This window comes from Actinoallomurus sp. CA-142502, assembly GCF_050936355.1.
GTDB lineage: Bacteria > Actinomycetota > Actinomycetes > Streptosporangiales > Streptosporangiaceae > Actinoallomurus > Actinoallomurus iriomotensis.
The window spans coordinates 11,073,982-11,090,985 of record NZ_JBNJMY010000001.1 but is presented as its reverse complement, the minus strand read 5'-3'; the positions used below and the strand labels follow the sequence as shown (position 1 = coordinate 11,090,985).

The window sequence follows — 17,004 nt, the reverse complement described above, 5'->3', positions numbered from 1 at the left end:
CGTTCTCATCGAGGAGTTCGAGTGCTGAAGAGGTTCGCGGTGACGGCCGCGGTCACGCTGGCTCTCGCCGGCGGTGCCGTGGCGGTGACCGGGTCGGTAGGCGCGGCGGCTGAGGCACGCTGCCACGCCCATCGGGTGTCGGGTACCAGCCACTGGACATGCATCACGCCGGGGAGCTACTGCCCGGCTGCGGCGCACAAGCACTACGGGTACGCGTACAAGACCGGGAAGCGGTACCGGTGCACGCGGTACAGCAACGGCCGGTGGCGGTGGAAGCGCGCCTGATCCGATAGCGCGACGCCCCGCCGTCCCTCCACATGAGGGCGCGGGGCGTTCGTGGCGCGTGGGCGATCGGCTGGCTGGCGACTGCTGTGGATCAGGGCATGAACCCCAGAGGCAGCCTCGCGTCGGGCAGCGGGTCGCCGAGCACCCTCAACATCACGCGTGTGCCGGTGAACTGAGCCCGCCCGTGCGCCCAGCGGGAGTTGTCGATGATGTAACCCTCGCCCGGACGGAGGCGGACCGTCTCGGTGTGCTTGGCGATGACCGCCTTGAAGATCGCCAGGATGCTGGCGACCGCCGGGTCGTATTGCACGAGCTCGTCGAAGCGGCAGCGGACGACTACCCGGCCGTCGTTGAGCTGTGCGAAGACGGAGGAGCGAAGGCCGTTGAACACCGCGCTGTTCGGCCGGCAGAGCTCCTTCAGCTCGGAGGGATATTCCGCCGCGAGCGTGCGGTAGACGGCCTGGCCGTCGATCGCCAGGGATTCGCCGCCGGCGCCGGCCTGTTCCTGGCAGGCCAAGATGATGAGGTGAGCAGGGTTGGGCATGGCCGTGCCGTCGGTATGGGGCGGGAGCGCGGCGGTGCTGTAGGCGGTGTATCCGCTGCGCTGGTCGGCGCGGTCGGCGATGACGCTGACGCCGTCGGCGCCGGCGCTGCGGTGGGGGCGGATCGTCACCAGGCGGCGGGCCACGCGCAGAAGGTGGTTGCGATCGCGCAGGCCGGTGAACATGACGAGCCCGCAGGTGGCCAGGAGCTCGATTGCTGTGTCGCGCCAGGTGTCGGCGCGAAGGTCAACGGTCATCAAGGATTCCTTCGGTTGTTGATCGGTGATCGCCGGCGGCTGTGGTGCGCGCCAATGGGGCGTGTTGGGGTGCGGCTATGGGTGAGATCACGGCGGCGGTGGTGACCGCCACCGACAACGCGGCGCACCGCTTCCCGGTCAGCGTGAAAGGCGTGGTCCTCGATCACGACGGCCGGGTGCTGCTGCTACGGAACGAACGCGATGAGTGGGAGCTGCCCGGCGGCAAACTCGAGTTGGGCGAGGACCCGGCCGTGTGCGTGGCGAGAGAGATCGCCGAAGAGGCGTCCTGGCCGGTGACAGTCCAGGCGATCCTGGACAGCTGGGTGTACCACATCACCGAGGGCGTGGACGTCCTGATCGTCACCTACGGGTGCCGGCTGGATACGGACCGGCCGCCCGTGCTCAGCCACGAGCACAAGGAGATCGGCCTGTTCACCGAGGCTGAGGTGCCGGGGCTCCGGATGCCGGAGGGCTACAAGAACAGCATCGCGTCCTGGTACACCGGATGGCACGGGTGACATGCCATCCGGTGCTACACCCAGCCCGTTCGGTACGCCACCCAGGCGGTCGCAGCACGCGCGGCTCGGGCTTGATGCCCGCGTAGGTGCGGAACGCCAGGGGGTGCGGGCTGGCGCGAGACGCGCGCCCAGTAGCCGGCGAACGCCGCCGCATAACTGGTGATGACCTTGGCGTCGGTGCCGTGCCAGGCCGGCACGTCGGCGATCGCCGCCTCGGCCCCCGCAGGCGTGTGGCCGGCGAGGATCAGATGCGGGATGAGGTCGGCGACGTCGAGCCAGGCGGCACCGCGCGCGGGCTGAGCCCAGTCGATCAGGTACACGCCTGCATCGTTGACGAGGAGGTTCGAGGCGTTGACGTCGCCGTGAACGAGTGTGTCGCCGGCGGCCGCCGCGAGCCACCAGGTTTCCAGGTCCGCCAGCGCAGCGAGATGGCGGCGCGGCCACTCCGGCAGATCAGCCGGCGGCGCCTCGGCGAGCTCGCGCCACCCGTGCACGAGCCCGGCAAGGTCAACCTCGGCGGCCGGCGCGTCAGCGGAAGGGCAGGGCGTCAGCACGTCGGCCAGGCCGGCGATCGTCGGGACGACACGCGGAACATCGGCTGAGCCGACGGACAGATCAGCGTGCCGGGCGTCAACGTCGTCCAAGACGAGCACCACCCAGCCGCCGATGTCACCGTCCCAGCGGAGCCGTGGCGCCGGTGCCGTGGGCGGCAGCAGCCGGGTCGTCGCGGCTTCATCGCGGTACTTCCCGGCGAGTGGATGCTCGGCGGGGATGCCCTTGGCGAACACGCGCTGCCCGTCGGCCAGCTGCAGGCGCGCGGCCAGGCCCGGGGTGAAGCCACCGCCTTGGACGTCGGCGGAAGCGATTTCACCGAGCCGGTCGGCGAGGCCTGCGCGGAGCGCAACGGGCAGCTGCTTCCAGGTCGGGCGGATGGCGGTGTTCCCCGGTTCGACGGTTCGCGGCGTCGTCACGCGGCGATCGTAACGGGACAACTTCACCGAGTGCAGCAGGCGACGCTGGTGCTGGGATGTGACGGTGACGTTCTCCAGCGGGACGTCGAGGGCGTCGGCCGCCCGATGCCGGATCGCCGCAGCATATTCGTCGCTGGCCACCTCCAAGAGCTTGATGATGACCTGGCCGTCGGTGTGGCGGACGAGGGCGCAGCGGCGATGCAGCAGCGGCCCGAGGACGTCGAGGGTGTCGCGGGGCCACAGACCACCGATCGGTTCGTCGTCGAGACGGCCCAGCAGCCGCAGGCGGCCCTCGGCGTCGATCGCGCCGACGTCGGTACTGCGCAGCAGACCAGTGGGTTCGGGCTCGTACGGATCGAGCGGGACCCCGATGGCAGGGCTGGCCAAGACGATGCGCGGTTTGTCGGCCACCGGCTCCAGCGTCGTTCGTACGCCGGGCATGCCATGGCCGACGGTCCCCGCTGCGAACATGCCGCCTACCGCGTCGAAGTGGGTCAGCGACGCCGTCTCCGTCAGGCCGTAGCCTTCGCGCAGGTCGATCCCCCGGTCGCGGTACTCCATCACCGCCGTCGTCGACAGCGGCGCGCCGCCGGAATCGACCAGCACGTTGCGCGGCAGCGGTCCCGTCACGTCAGCCTGCTCCAGCACGACGGGGTTGGCGAGTATCACCACGCGGTCCGCCAGGACGGCCAGCTCACGAGCGTCGTGGAGGACCTGGTGCAAAGCGCGGCTCAGGTGCAGGCGGGCACCGAGGCGGGCGGCCAGCAACACACCGGCGACGAAGGTGAAGTTGTAGGCCGCCGGCAGCGCAGTGACGATGATGCTGTCCGGAGTGACCTGGTAGATCTGCTCATACCAGCCGGTGACCACCTCCAGCTGAGCGGTCGTGAAGCCGTAACCGCGGGGTGTTCCGGTGCTGCCGGAGCTGAACATGGCGACGTCCCACCCGGAGCGGGCCCCACGGCCGGCGTACGGGCCGGTGTGAACGCGCTTGTGGTCGATGTGCACGCCGGTCCCGTCGGGCAAGGAGCCCCTCGGTTCGCCCGGCAGCAGGACAACGCGGTGACCGGCGTGCAGTGCGGCTTCGGCGCAGGCGGCGATGCGGGGCTGGTCCGAGCCGGACAGCAGGTAGGTGGCCGGGTGCTCGGCCGAGCAGCTCAGCGGCAGACGAGTTTCCTCGGCGACGTGCCGGGCCGGGTACGGGTCTGCTCCGCTGGTGGAGATCATCCACTCAGGCATGCCACATCTCCTCGATGCCGGTGGCGTGGTCGGCGGTGATGAACTTCGTGATGGCTTGCGCGGCGGCCCGCAGCTGCGCGCTGGGCCGGTCTTCGCTGGTCCGTGGCGGAGGTGGCGGTCCGGGAGCGGCGGCCCGCATCGGCACGCCGATGTCGGGCAGCCGTACGGTCAGCAGGGCGATGCCCGGGGCCGGGACGTCGACCGCGGCGTGCCGGAACGCCTCCTCGGCCGCGGCCTTCGCTGCGGCGTAGATGAGCGTGCCGAATTGCGGCGCGCCGACGACGTCACTGGAGACGAGCACGACCGGCAGGGGGCGGGTCACCGCCGGCTGGGCCCGCACGGACGCGCGCAGGAGCTCGAGGTGGGCGACGCAGTTGACCTGCACGCTGACGGCGAAGGCGGCCACGGTCATCTGGTCGAGGCTGGCCCGGCAGTCCACCCCGGCGATGCAGATGAGCCCGGCGATGGGCGCTTGCGCTGCGAGGCGGCTGGCCGCCTCGACCGTGGCGGCCGGGTCCGCCAGGTCGCAGGCGAGGAAGTCGGCGGCGGGCAGCTGCGGCGGGCGGGCCCGGCCGATTGCGCACAGCCGGCCGGGCCAGGCCGGGACCAGGTGGTCGAGAACGCAGGTGCCGACCGTCCCGGACGCCCCGGTGACGACCAGGACACCGGGGTCAGTCATCGCGGAGGACCACGCGGCCGGTGGCGGCGTTGAAGTGCACGGTGACCAGCCGCAGCGGCAGGTCGAGCAGGCTCAGCAGGCTCCGGACGCGACGCTGCTGGACCTCGTAGTAGTCCTCCAAGATGTTGAGGTGCGCGGTGACCGGGCGGGCGTCGTCGAGGACCTCCTCGACGAGCGCTGTGACATGCCGGTCCGGGTGGCGAGGGTCGGTGACGTCGGCGAACGTGGCGTAGTAGTCCTGCAGCGCGGCGACCTTCGCATCGTGCGGCTCATCGGTGGAAAGCAACTCCGCCGCGTGGGTGTGTACGTCGACGGTCAGGCCGTACCGGTCGCAGAAGTAGCGGTCGAAGCGGGCAGGGGCGGTCCGGTAGGTCAGCAGCGCGGTCTCGAAGAACACGCACCCGGTGATCGGCACGTCACTGTCGACGCCCTCGAACAGCTCGCAGCTGGTGCCGTCGCCGAGCGGTAGGAACAGATTCCCGCCACGCCGCGCGAAGCGGTTCGCGAGCCGGGAGTTGGCCATCCGCTGGTACAGCGCGACGACGATGGAGCGGATGACGGGCGAGGACTCACAGATCAGGTGCATCGGCGCGTCACCGAAGTTCGACCGCAGGAACCGCCGGTAGGTCGCCGGAGTGAGCCGGACCAGCACGTGGTCGTCGTCCATCATCGGCGTGAGCACAGGCCGTCGTGTCTGCCGTTCGTCGAGCAGCCCTAAGACCGCTTCGCCGATCGCCGCGCCGGTCTCCTGGTCGATGTCCAGGTCACGGTCGAGGTGGATATGCCCCGCCTCCATGCTGACCAGCTCCGGGCCGCTGTAGCCGGCGAGCAGCGCGCGGGCCTGCTCCGCGAGAACGCCTGGGCCCGCGGTCTCCTCCAGGGGAGCGGTGAGTTCCGCGGCGACGCCGTCGCTGGACTGATCGGCCACCAGCGCGGAGGCGAACGCCCCGGCCGTGACCCGGTAACCGGACTCGCCGAGCCGGATGAGGTGGGATTCGCCCGCCCGCACCCGAGTGATGGACGGGAGCTGCTCCGCGACATGCCCGATCACCTGATCCGGCGGGCAGCTGGTGGGCTGGTAGGTCCAGGCCGTGGTCGTGATGCCGCCGGCGGCGTCGGCCTGGACGAGGGCGAGCTCAACCCGGATCGGCAACTGCTGCTCGTGGGCGTGGACCCACAGCGCCAGGGCCGCCTCGACCGGTGTCAGGTACTCCAGGAGCGCCGACAGCTCGTAACGGAACTGGCGGCGGAGGCGGCGCCGGTCGCACCGAATCGCCATCCAGTAGTCCGGCGTGGTCGGTGGGATGGCCACGGTGACGTCGCCGACGTCGGTCTCGGCTGCGGCGAGCGGCCGTAGCCAGGGGATCGGCAACAGCTGGCCGCGCTGAGCGAGCCGGGCGCGGGTAACGATGATGAGTTCGGACAAGACCTTGAGGGAGTCGGGCAGGCGGTCGGATCCGCGGAGCCGGCGCAGAGCGTGCTCGGTAGCGCCGGCGTCGAGACCGAGTTGCCCGATGTCGACGATCCGGGAGAAGTGGACGAGCTCCTGCTGAATCTCGCTCGCTTCGCCGGACGCCTCGCCGGTTCCGCGTTCGAGGTAGGCGGCGGTCAGGTCGACGACGTCGACGCCGGGGCCGGCGGCGGCGAGCGCGGCGAGGAACTGCCCGGGGACGTCGGGACCGTGGAGCGAGGCCAGGACGGCTAGGCGCCGTAGAAGCCGGTCGAACGCGGCCGCCAGCGCATCGGCGGCGAGGTTCGCTGTGGTGGCGTGGTCGAGCGAGGAGAACGCCGCGAGCAGGTCACGGCTGGCCGTGGTGTGGTCGCGGTAGGTGCTGGTGAGGATCATCGTCCCTCCTTCGGGGATCTTCCGCCCGCCCGATAGCGGCCGGTAATGACATCGCTGGCGATCTGGTACAGCTGTCGTTTCTGCTCTTCGATGAGGTCACGGTCGGGGTCTTCCACCTGCAGTTCGCCTTGAGGCATCTGCACTGCCAAGAACGGTGGGGCGTTCTCGGGCTCGACGTAGGTGAAGGAGAACCCCCAGACGGCGCTGCCCTTCGGGATGGCCTGCGCTCCCGCGCGTGCCGCCGCTTCATTCAAGGTGAGAAGCTCATCGAGCTTCGTCTGGTCAGCTCCCGCCGCACGCGCCCAGCGGGTGATGACCGAGTTGGTCAGGGTTGCCGTGCCGTTGAGGGCGCGGGACGCCATCGACTGGCTGATGCGGACGCGCTTCGCCATCTCCCGCTGGCTGATTTTGCTGACCGTCAGCAGCGCCTGAAGCTCACGCGCCAGCGCCCGACGGGCCTGCAACTGCCCAGCAGGCACAGGCACGGCCCTGCTCACCCGTCGCTTACGCCAGAAGCCGCCGCCACCGTAGGCCGTCTCAGGAGCGTCACGGCCGCTTCGTGGGCCTGCGCCGCGTCGTAGGCCGCCGCGAACGGCTCGGTACCGGCCCAGTACCACCAGTGCTGGGCGTCGGCCGCGTTGGGTCTGCACGTGACCCCATTCGGCACCCCGGGAACAACCAGCACGGCGTGCCTGGGGCCGAGTGTTTCGATCCGTGTGGTGACGCCCTCGTCTGCCAGGGCACGTTTCAGGTCCTGGAGGTGACGGATCCGCCGGCGGAATGGCGCCGGGTCAGCTACCTGCACGATCGTTGATCCTTTCCGATGCTTGAGTCGCGTCTCGACCTGTGTCCGACAGAGAGACGGGGGGAGGAACGAGGGGGCTGCTGACTAGTCGAAGAGACCTATCTGGCCGGCGGGGACGCCCCCCGGTCTCCGCAGAACTGTCCGAGTCCGAAGGAGGCGGCGCGCGATGGGGTAGGTCGTGTCGAACTTGGCGGCCACCTGCCGGATGCTCCAGCCCTGCTCGTACAGGCGCGCCATGTCGTCGGCCCGTACGTCCTCCTCGGTGACGCCGGCCCGCCCGGCCTGGAAGCATCGGAGGTTCTCGAGGCTGTAGCGGCGGTGCCCGCCGGGCGTTTTGAACGCCGAGTCGATCCGTCCCTCGCGGGCGAATCGGGCGAGAGTGGTCGTGGTGATGCCTAACACGTCGGCCGCCTCTTTGGGCTTGAGCAGGTGCAGGTGGTATCTCAGGGACGTCACGGCGGTGGGGGAGTTCCTAGCGGGAGGGGCGCCGTGGCCCCGGCTGTCGTACGGTCCGAGGCCACGGCGCTGGGTATCCGACGACGGTGTGGCGCGACTACAGGAGTCGTGGTCGGGTCACCGCCAGTACTGGTCCATGCCTTCCTCCTCTCCTGGTCTCTCGTTGTGGCCGCGTCCCCGGCATCCGTCCATGGCTGCGGAGCACCGGGGCCACGGGGCTTCGCGGCCGCCGGGCGGGGGCGTGTCGACGGGGGTTGAGGCGCACCCGCCCGGCGGCCAGGACTGCTCGCGGTCAGCGCCTACCGCGGGCAGCCCCTCCCCCCTCATCCCGCCCGGCACGGGGGTCGCCGGTGCGGGACACCTTCCCCGGGGGGCGGGTCTCGGTCGTGGATGCTCTCGTCAGGATCGCCATCGCCTCCCGGTACTGCTCGGCGGTGGCCGCGCCGCAGGAGCCGCTGTTGGTCACAAGATCACCCGGCGCCTGAGCATGTCGGCCTCTTCGGGCTTCAGCGGCGTCTGCTCGCGGGTGACCACGACGTGGCACGCTTTGCCGTGATCGCCTGGCATCCACCAGTGCAGCGCGGCGACGGAGTCGACGATGGACAGGCCGCGGCCGTTCTCCTCGAGGAGGTCCGCCGGTGCGGGGTCCGGCACGACCGGGTCGGGGTCGACAACGATGAGGTGCACCCACGCGGGGCGGTAGATCACCCGCAGCGCCACCGGCCGCTCGTACCACGCCCATCCCACGCCCCGGTTCACGGCGAACCGCTGCGCGGCCCGCATCGCGTTCGTCACGAGCTCGCTGACGATGAGCTGCACGTCCTCGGCGATGTCATCGACGGAGTGCTCTGCGAGGACTTCAAGCACGTGGTTGCGGGCCGTACGCACGAGTTCGGGATATGGCCCCAGCCGAAGCCACGGTGAATCGCCCAACGGCGTCCATGCGCGATCCGGAGCCATCACCGGATACCCCGACGACGGGGTGATGGTGGAAGGCTTCACGGCCACGGCGATCACGATTCCGCCGCCGCGGCTAGCTTTTCGGCGAGCGCCTGGGCGATACGTGCGGCAGCCTGGTCGATGTCCTCACCCGGACATAGCGGCTCCAGTTCTGGCGTGCGCCCTGGCGGCGTTGACCGCACCAAGTACCAGCGCAGTCCCTCGTCAGTGGCTCGAAGAAGCACGCTCTGCGTTAGGTCTCGGCGGTCCTTTGGATTGTTGGCCTCGACGGGGACAGGATCCGACACCGTCATGACCGTCGACCGGGTCACGACCTTGAGTCCTTGCGCGAGCAGCAGAGCCGCGAGATCGCGCAGTCGCTCGCTCATCAGAGCGACTCTGGCCGCCTCCCTCGCAGCATCGCGCAGCTGGGCTACCACGCTGCCAGCACCTGCAAGCTCCGTACTCATGCAGTGCAGCGAACACGATGCGACGGTCCAACATCAGGCGTGTGAAGCAGGGCGGGTGCGTGAACGGGGGGGCGTGCAGTGCCACGAACCCATAGAACCGGTTGTGTTGGCCATGCCACACTGCGTGTACCGGCAAGGGGCAGGGACCATGGGACGACGGCCCAAGCAACCGAACGACTCCCTCGACGCGCTCATGCGCGAAGCAGGTATGTCGCGCAAGGGGCTGGCCGCGCGCGTCGTCAAGCTCGGTGAACGCCGAGGTCTCGAGCTTCGTTACAACCACTCCTCAGTCGCACGATGGGTACGTGGTGAAACGCCACGTCAGCCAACGCCTGATCTGATCGCCGAGGTACTGAGCAACTCGCTCGCCCGGTCGATCACCGCCGCCGACATCGGCATGAAGGAGAGGAAGAAGAGCGACTCCGGCGCCGCGCTGCGGTTAACGCTCCACCCCGCCGAGAGCGCTCATCGACTCGCCGCTCTCGCCCACGACGACCTGGAACATCGCCGCGCGCTCGTTGAGGCCGGCTTCGATTTGGCCGCGTACTCGTCCGCTGCATTGCGGTGGCTACTGGCGCCCCGCACGGCGCTGCTCGACGCCCAGGGCTCACGGGCGATTGGCATGGCCGACGTCGAAGACATCCGAGAGGCCACACGCGCGTTCCGGGTTCTGGACAACCAGATGGGCGGTGGGCGGATCCAGTCAACGGTGGTGGACTACCTGCGGGGGAACCTCATCCCCCTGCTGCACGACGCCCGCTGCAAGGAAGACGTCCGGCGGGAACTGTTCTCAGCAGCGGCGGAGGTCGCGCAGCTCGCCGGCTGGCAGGCCTACGACCTGGAGCAGCAGGGCGTTGCCCAGCGGTACCTCGTACAGGCGCTGTCCATGGCGCGTCACGCCGGCGACGACGGCCTGGGCGGTGAGATCCTCGCCGCGATGAGCCACCAGGCGATATGGGTGTCCCAGCCAACCCACGCGATCGATCTGGCGCACGCCGCCCAAGAGGCCGCGAACCGCGCTGATCTGCCGGTCCTGAAGACCGAGGGACTGGTGATGGAAGCGCATGCTCACGCCCTCCTCGGCGACGCTGGCGCCTGTTCGCGGGCACTGAGGCGGGCGAGTGTCGCTTTCGAGAAGAACAGCGCGGAGACACCGGCGTGGCTGGGGTACTTCGACGAGGCCTATCTCTCGGCACGCATCGCGCACACGTTCCGCGCGCTCGGCCAGGGCCACACGGCCGTTCAGTACGCCAAGCAATCCCTGATCATGGACAAGCGGTACGTCCGCGGACGGGCGTTCAACGTCGCACTCCTGGCGGCCAGCTACGCGATCCAGGGCGACGTCGAGCAGGCATGCGTGACAGGACGGGAGGCCATCGACCGAGCCGCCCCCCTCATGTCGGCGCGCGTGGTGACCTACATCAGGAACCTGCTCGTCGATCTGTCGGACTACGACGACGTCGCGGAATGCCGAGATCTCAGGGAGTACGCGAAGACCCGTCTGCCCGCTCTGCGACCGCATGCATCACTCCGATGATCGTCGCGGCACCGAGGATTTCGCCACGCGCAATCATCGCCTGCGCCTCCGCGATCGGCACCCACCGTACGATCTCGGCCTCATCAATCTCAGGTTCACCGACGTGCTCGGCGCCGTGGCTGATGTAGATGTCCTGCGGGGCGTCGGCTGATCCCACCATCGGCTGATAGGAGAGCAGGAACTTCGGTTCTCGGGGGCGCCAGCCGGTCTCCTCTTCGGCTTCCCTGGCGGCGGCCGCCGCCGCATCCTCCCCCGGGTCGACGTACCCGCCTGGAACCTCCCAGTCCCACTGATCGACGATGAAGCGGTGCCGCCAGATCAGCAGAATGTTCTCCCCGGCGTCATCGAGCACGACGGCCATGACGCAGCGGCGCATCCGGAAGACGTACTGCTCGAAGGTCACACCGTTCGGGAGCTCGACACTGGCCATCGAGACTCGGACATGCGGGCTGTCATCAAGCAGGCGTTCGCCGTGGATGGTCCAGCGGGAGCGCTCGGGCAAGGCGTCATCGGTCACGTGGCGACGGTACCCGCGCGGTTCTGAAAGTGGGGGTGGGTGGGGGAATGCGGCGTCTCGACGAGGTTATGGACGTCGAGCTGTTTCACTCCGTGGTCGCTGGGCGCCTCAGACCGAAGATGCCCCGCCGGCCGAGGACTGGCGAGGCGCCCGAGCGATGACAGCGTGCGCGACCTTGCCGGACCGGCGCACTTCGAAACGGAACAGTGCGCACAGCGGGATGACGATCTCTGCGAGGCCCCGGCCTGACTCGCTCAGCTGATCGGGGTCAGGGGGCGGTGCGGGCACGGTGGAATCAGGGTCCTCAACGAGCACGTGCGTCCACCGATCATGCACAGCGACGCCCAGGCGAAGGGTCTTCCCGCCGGCTGCGTGACGCACCGCGTTGGTGACCAGTTCTGAGACGACGAGGATCACGTCGTCGACGTGCTGCGCATCGGTAGCCGCGACGTCGACGAGGAGCGCCGCTGCGACCTTCCGGGCCGCGCTGACCGACGTAGAGGCAATCGGCAGCCGATGCCAGGTGGGACTTCGGTGCCGGCCGACGAGATGGCCGCGTCGTATCGCCTTGGCCTCCAGGGAACGGGACAGGCGAACGCGCGGCGCGACCATGGTTATCTCCTCGGTCCGAGGGCCGCGGCGGTGACCAGCCGCCGCGGCCGCTCGGCGTGGACGGCGACGCAGGCTGGACCCCGGAGACCCGGTTCGGGACCCACGCCGCCGCCGTCTGTGGGCAGCGCGCATGTGCGCTGATGGAGGAAGGAGCTCATAGGAGCACCCCAGAGCACATGGGAGCACCTAAGTGATCTTGAGAGTTCTACGGTGTGCGGGTGCCAGAGGAAGAGGAGTGGCAGGGGCATCCCGCGATCAACTACCAGGGGCGCCGACCGCTGTACCTTCAGGTCGCCGACCTGATCGACGAGCGCGTGCGGCGAGGTGAGCTGGCCGTCGATAGCAAACTGCCGTCGGAGCGGGATCTGCGAGACCTGTACCGCGTGGCGTACTCGACGATCCGACGTGCGATGGAAGAGCTTCGGGAACGCGGCACGGTCGAGACCGTGCACGGACGGGGGACCTACGTGGTGAAGACTCCGCCGCCTAAGGAGTAACCGCCTCGGCTCGACCGCGGCGAGAGCGGTACGGACGCACGTGTCGGCGAACAGCAGACTGGCGTACGTCTCGGGCTCTAAGCCAGCGGTCACTGCGGCGAGTGCCATACTCATCACTCCCAGGTGGGGACTTAAGCCACCATGCATCTTCGGGAACCGAATTTCAATACCTGAACTTTCGGATGCCATATTCCTCCTTGAATGTCCGGTATGCGAGAAAGCCGGTTGCTCTACGATCGCCCCCAGCGACGACGAGGAGGAGGAAATCAGTGGCTGCTTCGCGCGATCCCAGTCCCACGCTGAGACGGCGGCGCCTGACCAGCCGCCTCCGCGACCTGCGCGCCGCGAGCGGCATGTCCGCAGCCGAAGTCGCCAGCCGCCTCGGCTGGGACAAGAACAAGCCGCTCTACCTGGAGTCCGGCCAAGCCAAGCGCCCGGACCCGCACGACATGGAACGCCTCGCCGAGCTGTACGGCGTGAGCGACGAACAACGTCAAGAACTGGTCGAGCTGGCGAAGGCCGCGCGGCAGAAGGGCTGGTGGCATCCGTACAGCACGATGCTGTCCAGGACCTTCACCACACTGATCGGCCTGGAGGCAGAGGCCGATGAGGTCTGCGGGTTCGAGCCGTCCGCCGTTCCCGGCCTGCTCCAGACCGAGGCGTACGCCGGCGCGCTGATCGCCGCCGGCGGCCCATCGAACATGCCGGCCGAAGACGTCGCCGCCAGGGTCGAAGTTCGCCGTGAGCGTCAGCGCATCCTTCACCGCCCGGACGCCCCGGCGCGGCTGTCGGTCATCGTCGACGAGGCCGCCGTCCACCGGATCGTCGGCGGCCCGGAGGTGATGCGCGCGCAGATGGAGCACCTCATCGAGCTCATGGAGCTGCCGAATATCACCATCGGTGTCCTGCCGTTTCGCGCGGGCGCGCACCCGGGCGTCGCTGGCTCCTTCATGATCTTGCAGTTCGCGGACGCTGCCGACGCGCCGGCCGTCTACGTCGAGACCATCGCGGGTGAGTTGTTCATCGAGGATGAAACCGACGTCGCCGTCTACTCCAACGCGTTTGAGACCCTCAGGGGCAAAGCATTGAACAGGCTGGATACGATCGCCGTAATCACCGCAGCAGCGGCAACTATGTGATCCGTCCCAAGATTAAGGTCTGTTCTCAATGGCCAAAATTGACAAGCCTCTGACCTGGAGAAAGAGTAGCAGGACCAATCAGCAGGGCAACTGTGTAGAGGTCGCACTGGTCCCGCCAACTGGCAAGTGACTGCAGAGAAGATAGGGGCACCGAAGGTGCTCGGTGCCCCTATCTGTTCCCGAGAGGGAATTTCATACCAGTTTAATGAGAAATGCCGTTCACTGTTGGACAATCGACACTTTTCGTCGCATGTTGCACGCTCGCCCACAGCCACCGCTTGTCACGCGTATGCACGCGCAGGACGCTAGATCCGTGGATCGTCGACCAGCTTGAAGTCCCGGTAGGACTGGCCGTCCCGTATCGCCGTGAAGCGGCGTCCTGGCAACTCGTTCTCGGGGAGACCCGCCTCTTGCGCGATCGTGGCCATCGGAATCCGCAGCGGGTTCTCGGCCGTGTGCTCGGGTGTGATGAGCTCGGCCTGGTCGCCGACCGTCAGCAGCACCTGCAGCTCGACTCTCGTTGTCATCCTCGATCCTTCCGTTGATAGTTCTACAGTCGTTCGACCGACCAGCCTGTGTGGCTGGCGCGGGATTCAGCTCGTGTGCGGGTTCCGGGCCAGGACCCCCACGATGGCCGCGAGGGCATCGCCGGTGGTGTTGAGGCCATCGTGTACCGGGTCGACCAGGTCCGCGTCCGGAAGTCGGCCGTCCAGATCGACGCCGCGCAGGACCTCCGCCAGCCGGGCGCGCGTGTCCTGGGCCACGGCGAGTAGCGCCGTCAGGTGTGACCGGCGCATGTCGATCGTCTCGGCGAGAAGGTCCTCGCAGCGTTCCTCGGTTTCGGCCAGGAACGTCGTCATCGCGGTGATGAGCGCCGCCGCGTTCGGCGCCTCGTCGGCGAGGCGTTCGGCGATGTCGGCCAGGTCGTCGGGCTCGAGGTTGATGTCGGACAACGCGCCCATGCGGGTCTCCTTCAGTCAGTCGGCTTGTCGTTGGGGAGCTGCCAGCCGCCGCCGGCGACGGGCTGGACACGGCCGGCCTTGACCAGTTCGGCCATGCGCCGGTACAGCGTGGGTCGGCTGACGCCCACGGCCTCGGCGAGCGGCCGCCACTCCAGCGGGCCGCCGTCGGCCGCTTCAAGGGCGGTGACGAGCTGGTCGAGGATGGGCGGTTCCTCTGGCTCCTCCGGGGCGGCCGGGGTGACTCCGGGCGCCACGGTGCTCGGGGCGCCGTCAGCGACGGTCACGGCGTCCTCGTGGCCCTCGGCGTTCTGCTTGCGTAGGGAGGCCAGCAGCTCGGGGAGGGCGTCGGGACTCACCAGGACGTCGCGGGCCTTCGATCCCTCGCTCGGCCCCACGATGGTCCGGCTCTCCAGCAGGTCCATCAGGCGGCACGCCTGCGCGTACCCGACGCGCAACTTCCGCTGCAGCATCGACGTCGACCCGAACTGCATCGAGACCACCAGATCAGCCGCACGGAGAAGGAGCTCGAGGTCTTCCCCGACGTCCTCGGCGGTGGGTTTGGCTTCGGCCGGTGCCGAAGACTCTTCGTCGAGGGGAGGGGACGCCTGGCGCTTGCAGTGCCGGACGATGGCCTCGATCTCCTTGTCGGAGACGTAGGCGTTCTGCAGGCGCAGTGTGCTGCTCGCGCCGATCGGCCAGTACAGGGCGTCGCCCTGGCCCAGGAGCTTTTCGGCGCCGCCCTGGTCGAGGATCACGCGGCTGTCCGCCAGGGATGACGTGGCGAACGCCAGCCGGGACGGCACGTTCGCCTTGATCAGGCCGGTGACGACGTCCACGCTGGGGCGCTGTGTGGCGAGCACCAGGTGGATGCCGGCGGCGCGGGCCAGCTGCGTGATGCGGACGATGGAGGTCTCCACCTGGTCTTTGGCGGTGAGCATCAGGTCGGCGAGCTCGTCGACGATGGTGAGCAGATAGGGCATCGGCGCGAGCGGCTGCCCGTCGACCACGACCTTGCCCGCGGCCGCGGCGGCGTTGAACTCGTCGATGTTGCGGAAGCCGGCCGCGGCGAGCACGTCGTACCGGCGGTCCATCTCCCCGGTGACCCACTCCAGCGTCTCGGCGGCCTTCCGCGGGTTCGTGATGGTGGGGAACAGCAGGTGCGGGATGCCGGCGTACGCCGTGAGCTCGACGCGCTTGGGGTCGATGAGGATCAGCCGGACCTGCTCGGGTGTGGCCCGCATGAGGATGGAGCAGATCAGCCCGTTGATGCAGGTGGACTTCCCGGCGCCGGTCGCGCCGCCGACGAGGAGGTGCGGCATTTTCGCCAGGTTCGCGACCACGATGTGGCCTTCGACGTCCTTGCCTAGGCCGGCCAGGAGCGGGTGCGTCTGGCTGGTCGCTGCTGTCGAGCGCAGTACGTCACCGAGCCGTACGAGGTCCTTGGCGTCGTTGGGGATCTCGACGCCGATCACGGCCTTGCCGGGCACCGGGGCGAGGATCCGTACGTCGCGCGCTTTGACGGCGAGGGTGAAGTTCCGCGCGAGGCCGGTGATCTTCTCGACCTTCACGCCGGGCCCGGGCCGGATCTCGTAGCGGGTCACGGTGGGCCCGCGGGTATGCCCGATGACCTTGGCGTTGATCTTGAACTCGGCGAGCACCCGGGTGATCGCCGCGGTGATCCGCTCGGCCTCGCGGCTACCGCCGGCCGCCGGCCGCGCGGCTTCCAGCAGGCCGTCGGGCGGCATGGTGTAGGCCGGCCGGACAGGCTCGGGCTCCGGCGGGCCTGGAAGGTCGGTAGGGGCACTGTCCGGCGGCGTCTCGGAGGCTGGCGTCGTCTCGGCCGGCTCGTCAACGGCCGCCTCATCGCCCTCAGAAGCCTCACCAACATGCCAGGCGTACAGCAGCAACCCAAGGCACGCGAGGACGAGAGCGAGGGGCTGAGCGCGCACGAACATCAGCCCGAACCAGACGGCCACCGCAACGGCGAGACGCCTGCCCCACCGCATCCGGCCGCGGGTCTCGGCGATCTGCGCCTCGCTCGGCGCGGCCGGGGCGGCGCGGGAGCTCTCGCCCGTCTGCTCCTCGTGCAGAGCCTCGGCGATGCGCTTCATGATCTCCGCGTCGCTGACCGACCGCGTGCTCACCCAGTCCCCGAGCCGGCCGCGGAGCATCAGCAGGCCGGCGCGGACCCGCGCGCGCTGAGCGGCCGCCCACGCGGGCGCCTGGTCGGACAGCGTCGCTGGCGCTTCGGCGGGCTCGGTGGTCGCGGCTTCCAGGTCCTCGGCCGCGGCCTCCGCCGAGTCGTCAGACCCACGCAGCCGCGCGTACACGGCCCTGGCGTGGTCGCGGACCTTGTCGAGCCGTGTGGCCTGATACCGGGACGGCAGCTCGTCCTCATCGGCGGTCATGCCGGTCTCCTTCGTCGGAATCCAAGATCTGGGTGAGCCGTGCGATGTGGGTGTCGAGCGTGCGGGCGAGTGCGTCTGCCCACGGCGCGACCTGGTCGGCCGGGAGCTCCCGGAGCAGGGCGCGCCACTGGTCCCAGGCGACGCGTGCGCGGTCGCTGGGGGTGGTCGCTTGGGCCCTCTTCTGGGCGAAGAAACTGGCCTGGTTCGCGATGCGCCGGCGGGCCATCGCGCCGAGGGACAGGCGTGGCACTCGGGTCTCCGTGGTGGGTGTCTCACAGGGCTCGCGCGCGCGCATACGCGCGCGCCTTGGGGCCTGTCAACTGGG

Annotated in this window: 20 protein-coding genes; 6 read left to right on the top strand and 14 right to left on the bottom strand. The window is 69.2% G+C overall.

Features of this window, described 5'->3' with window-relative positions:
• The first annotated feature begins 21 nt into the window (after positions 1-21).
• Positions 22-285, top strand: a complete 264-nt coding sequence (locus ACQEV1_RS52300) for a hypothetical protein (protein ID WP_433405787.1) — start codon at positions 22-24, stop codon at positions 283-285.
• 91 nt (positions 286-376) lie between these two features.
• Here the strand turns inward: ACQEV1_RS52300 and ACQEV1_RS52295 are convergent, their stop codons facing one another.
• A complete protein-coding gene (locus tag ACQEV1_RS52295; protein WP_433405785.1) occupies positions 377-1,084 on the bottom strand; it encodes a TauD/TfdA family dioxygenase in 708 nt (235 codons plus the stop codon).
• A 77-nt stretch (positions 1,085-1,161) separates the two neighbouring features.
• Here ACQEV1_RS52295 and ACQEV1_RS52290 point away from each other — a divergent pair, with 77 nt between their 5' ends.
• Positions 1,162-1,602, top strand: coding sequence for an NUDIX hydrolase (locus ACQEV1_RS52290; RefSeq protein WP_433405783.1), 441 nt, complete (start codon positions 1,162-1,164; stop codon positions 1,600-1,602).
• Positions 1,603-1,616: 14 nt separating this feature from the next.
• Here ACQEV1_RS52290 and ACQEV1_RS52285 read toward each other — a convergent pair whose 3' ends face one another.
• The 7 genes from ACQEV1_RS52285 to ACQEV1_RS52255 all read right to left on the bottom strand — a co-directional run bounded on the left by ACQEV1_RS52285 (position 1,617) and on the right by ACQEV1_RS52255 (position 8,926).
• Positions 1,617-3,506, bottom strand: a complete 1,890-nt coding sequence (locus ACQEV1_RS52285) for an AMP-binding protein (RefSeq protein WP_433405781.1) — start codon at positions 3,504-3,506, stop codon at positions 1,617-1,619.
• 298 nt (positions 3,507-3,804) lie between these two features.
• Entirely contained in the window at positions 3,805-4,491 is a 687-nt protein-coding gene (locus ACQEV1_RS52280; protein WP_433405779.1) for an SDR family NAD(P)-dependent oxidoreductase, read from the bottom strand.
• Entirely contained in the window at positions 4,484-6,337 is a 1,854-nt protein-coding gene (locus ACQEV1_RS52275) for a hypothetical protein (RefSeq protein WP_433405777.1), read from the bottom strand. Before ACQEV1_RS52275 ends, ACQEV1_RS52280 begins: the two co-directional genes overlap by 8 nt.
• Positions 6,334-6,822: a helix-turn-helix domain-containing protein gene (locus ACQEV1_RS52270; protein WP_433405775.1), complete on the bottom strand. Its 489-nt coding sequence runs from the start codon at positions 6,820-6,822 to the stop codon at positions 6,334-6,336. Before ACQEV1_RS52270 ends, ACQEV1_RS52275 begins: the two co-directional genes overlap by 4 nt.
• A gap of 404 nt (positions 6,823-7,226) precedes the next feature.
• Positions 7,227-7,598 (bottom strand): helix-turn-helix domain-containing protein, encoded by a 372-nt coding sequence (locus ACQEV1_RS52265; protein WP_433405773.1) that lies wholly within the window; start codon positions 7,596-7,598, stop codon positions 7,227-7,229.
• A gap of 462 nt (positions 7,599-8,060) precedes the next feature.
• Positions 8,061-8,486 carry an ATP-binding protein gene (locus ACQEV1_RS52260; protein ID WP_433405771.1) on the bottom strand — a complete coding sequence of 142 codons (426 nt, stop codon included), beginning with the start codon at positions 8,484-8,486 and terminating at the stop codon, positions 8,061-8,063.
• A 125-nt stretch (positions 8,487-8,611) separates the two neighbouring features.
• Positions 8,612-8,926, bottom strand: coding sequence for a hypothetical protein (locus ACQEV1_RS52255; RefSeq protein ID WP_433405769.1), 315 nt, complete (start codon positions 8,924-8,926; stop codon positions 8,612-8,614).
• Positions 8,927-9,155: 229 nt separating this feature from the next.
• Between ACQEV1_RS52255 and ACQEV1_RS52250 the strand changes: the two genes are divergently transcribed.
• Complete coding sequence (locus ACQEV1_RS52250; protein ID WP_433405767.1) at positions 9,156-10,544, top strand: hypothetical protein; 1,389 nt, start codon at positions 9,156-9,158, stop codon at positions 10,542-10,544.
• Here the strand turns inward: ACQEV1_RS52250 and ACQEV1_RS52245 are convergent.
• On the bottom strand, positions 10,486-11,061 hold the full coding sequence (locus ACQEV1_RS52245; RefSeq protein WP_433405765.1) for an NUDIX domain-containing protein: 576 nt from the start codon (positions 11,059-11,061) through the stop codon (positions 10,486-10,488). The two genes, ACQEV1_RS52250 and ACQEV1_RS52245, sit on opposite strands and share 59 nt — an antisense overlap.
• Positions 11,062-11,169: 108 nt before the next feature.
• Positions 11,170-11,673 (bottom strand): ATP-binding protein, encoded by a 504-nt coding sequence (locus ACQEV1_RS52240; protein WP_433405763.1) that lies wholly within the window; start codon positions 11,671-11,673, stop codon positions 11,170-11,172.
• A gap of 218 nt (positions 11,674-11,891) precedes the next feature.
• On the opposite strand from ACQEV1_RS52240, the gene ACQEV1_RS52235 reads away from it, so the two are divergent.
• From ACQEV1_RS52235 to ACQEV1_RS52225, 3 genes are all read left to right on the top strand, one after another.
• Positions 11,892-12,170 (top strand): GntR family transcriptional regulator, encoded by a 279-nt coding sequence (locus ACQEV1_RS52235; RefSeq protein WP_433405761.1) that lies wholly within the window; start codon positions 11,892-11,894, stop codon positions 12,168-12,170.
• A gap of 269 nt (positions 12,171-12,439) precedes the next feature.
• Positions 12,440-13,309: a helix-turn-helix domain-containing protein gene (locus tag ACQEV1_RS52230; RefSeq protein ID WP_433405759.1), complete on the top strand. Its 870-nt coding sequence runs from the start codon at positions 12,440-12,442 to the stop codon at positions 13,307-13,309.
• A gap of 28 nt (positions 13,310-13,337) precedes the next feature.
• Positions 13,338-13,439, top strand: a complete 102-nt coding sequence (locus tag ACQEV1_RS52225; RefSeq protein WP_433405757.1) for a DUF397 domain-containing protein — start codon at positions 13,338-13,340, stop codon at positions 13,437-13,439.
• Positions 13,440-13,614: 175 nt separating this feature from the next.
• Here the strand turns inward: ACQEV1_RS52225 and ACQEV1_RS52220 are convergent, their stop codons facing one another.
• The 4 genes from ACQEV1_RS52220 to ACQEV1_RS52205 all read right to left on the bottom strand — a co-directional run bounded on the left by ACQEV1_RS52220 (position 13,615) and on the right by ACQEV1_RS52205 (position 16,929).
• Positions 13,615-13,836, bottom strand: a complete 222-nt coding sequence (locus tag ACQEV1_RS52220) for a hypothetical protein (protein WP_433405755.1) — start codon at positions 13,834-13,836, stop codon at positions 13,615-13,617.
• 66 nt (positions 13,837-13,902) lie between these two features.
• Positions 13,903-14,271, bottom strand: a complete 369-nt coding sequence (locus ACQEV1_RS52215; RefSeq protein ID WP_433405753.1) for a hypothetical protein — start codon at positions 14,269-14,271, stop codon at positions 13,903-13,905.
• Positions 14,272-14,282: 11 nt separating this feature from the next.
• Positions 14,283-16,679 (bottom strand): DNA translocase FtsK, encoded by a 2,397-nt coding sequence (locus ACQEV1_RS52210; RefSeq protein WP_433405751.1) that lies wholly within the window; start codon positions 16,677-16,679, stop codon positions 14,283-14,285.
• Positions 16,666-16,929: a hypothetical protein gene (locus tag ACQEV1_RS52205; RefSeq protein ID WP_433405749.1), complete on the bottom strand. Its 264-nt coding sequence runs from the start codon at positions 16,927-16,929 to the stop codon at positions 16,666-16,668. The genes ACQEV1_RS52210 and ACQEV1_RS52205 overlap by 14 nt, the downstream gene beginning before the upstream one ends.
• Positions 16,930-17,004: the final 75 nt, after the last annotated feature.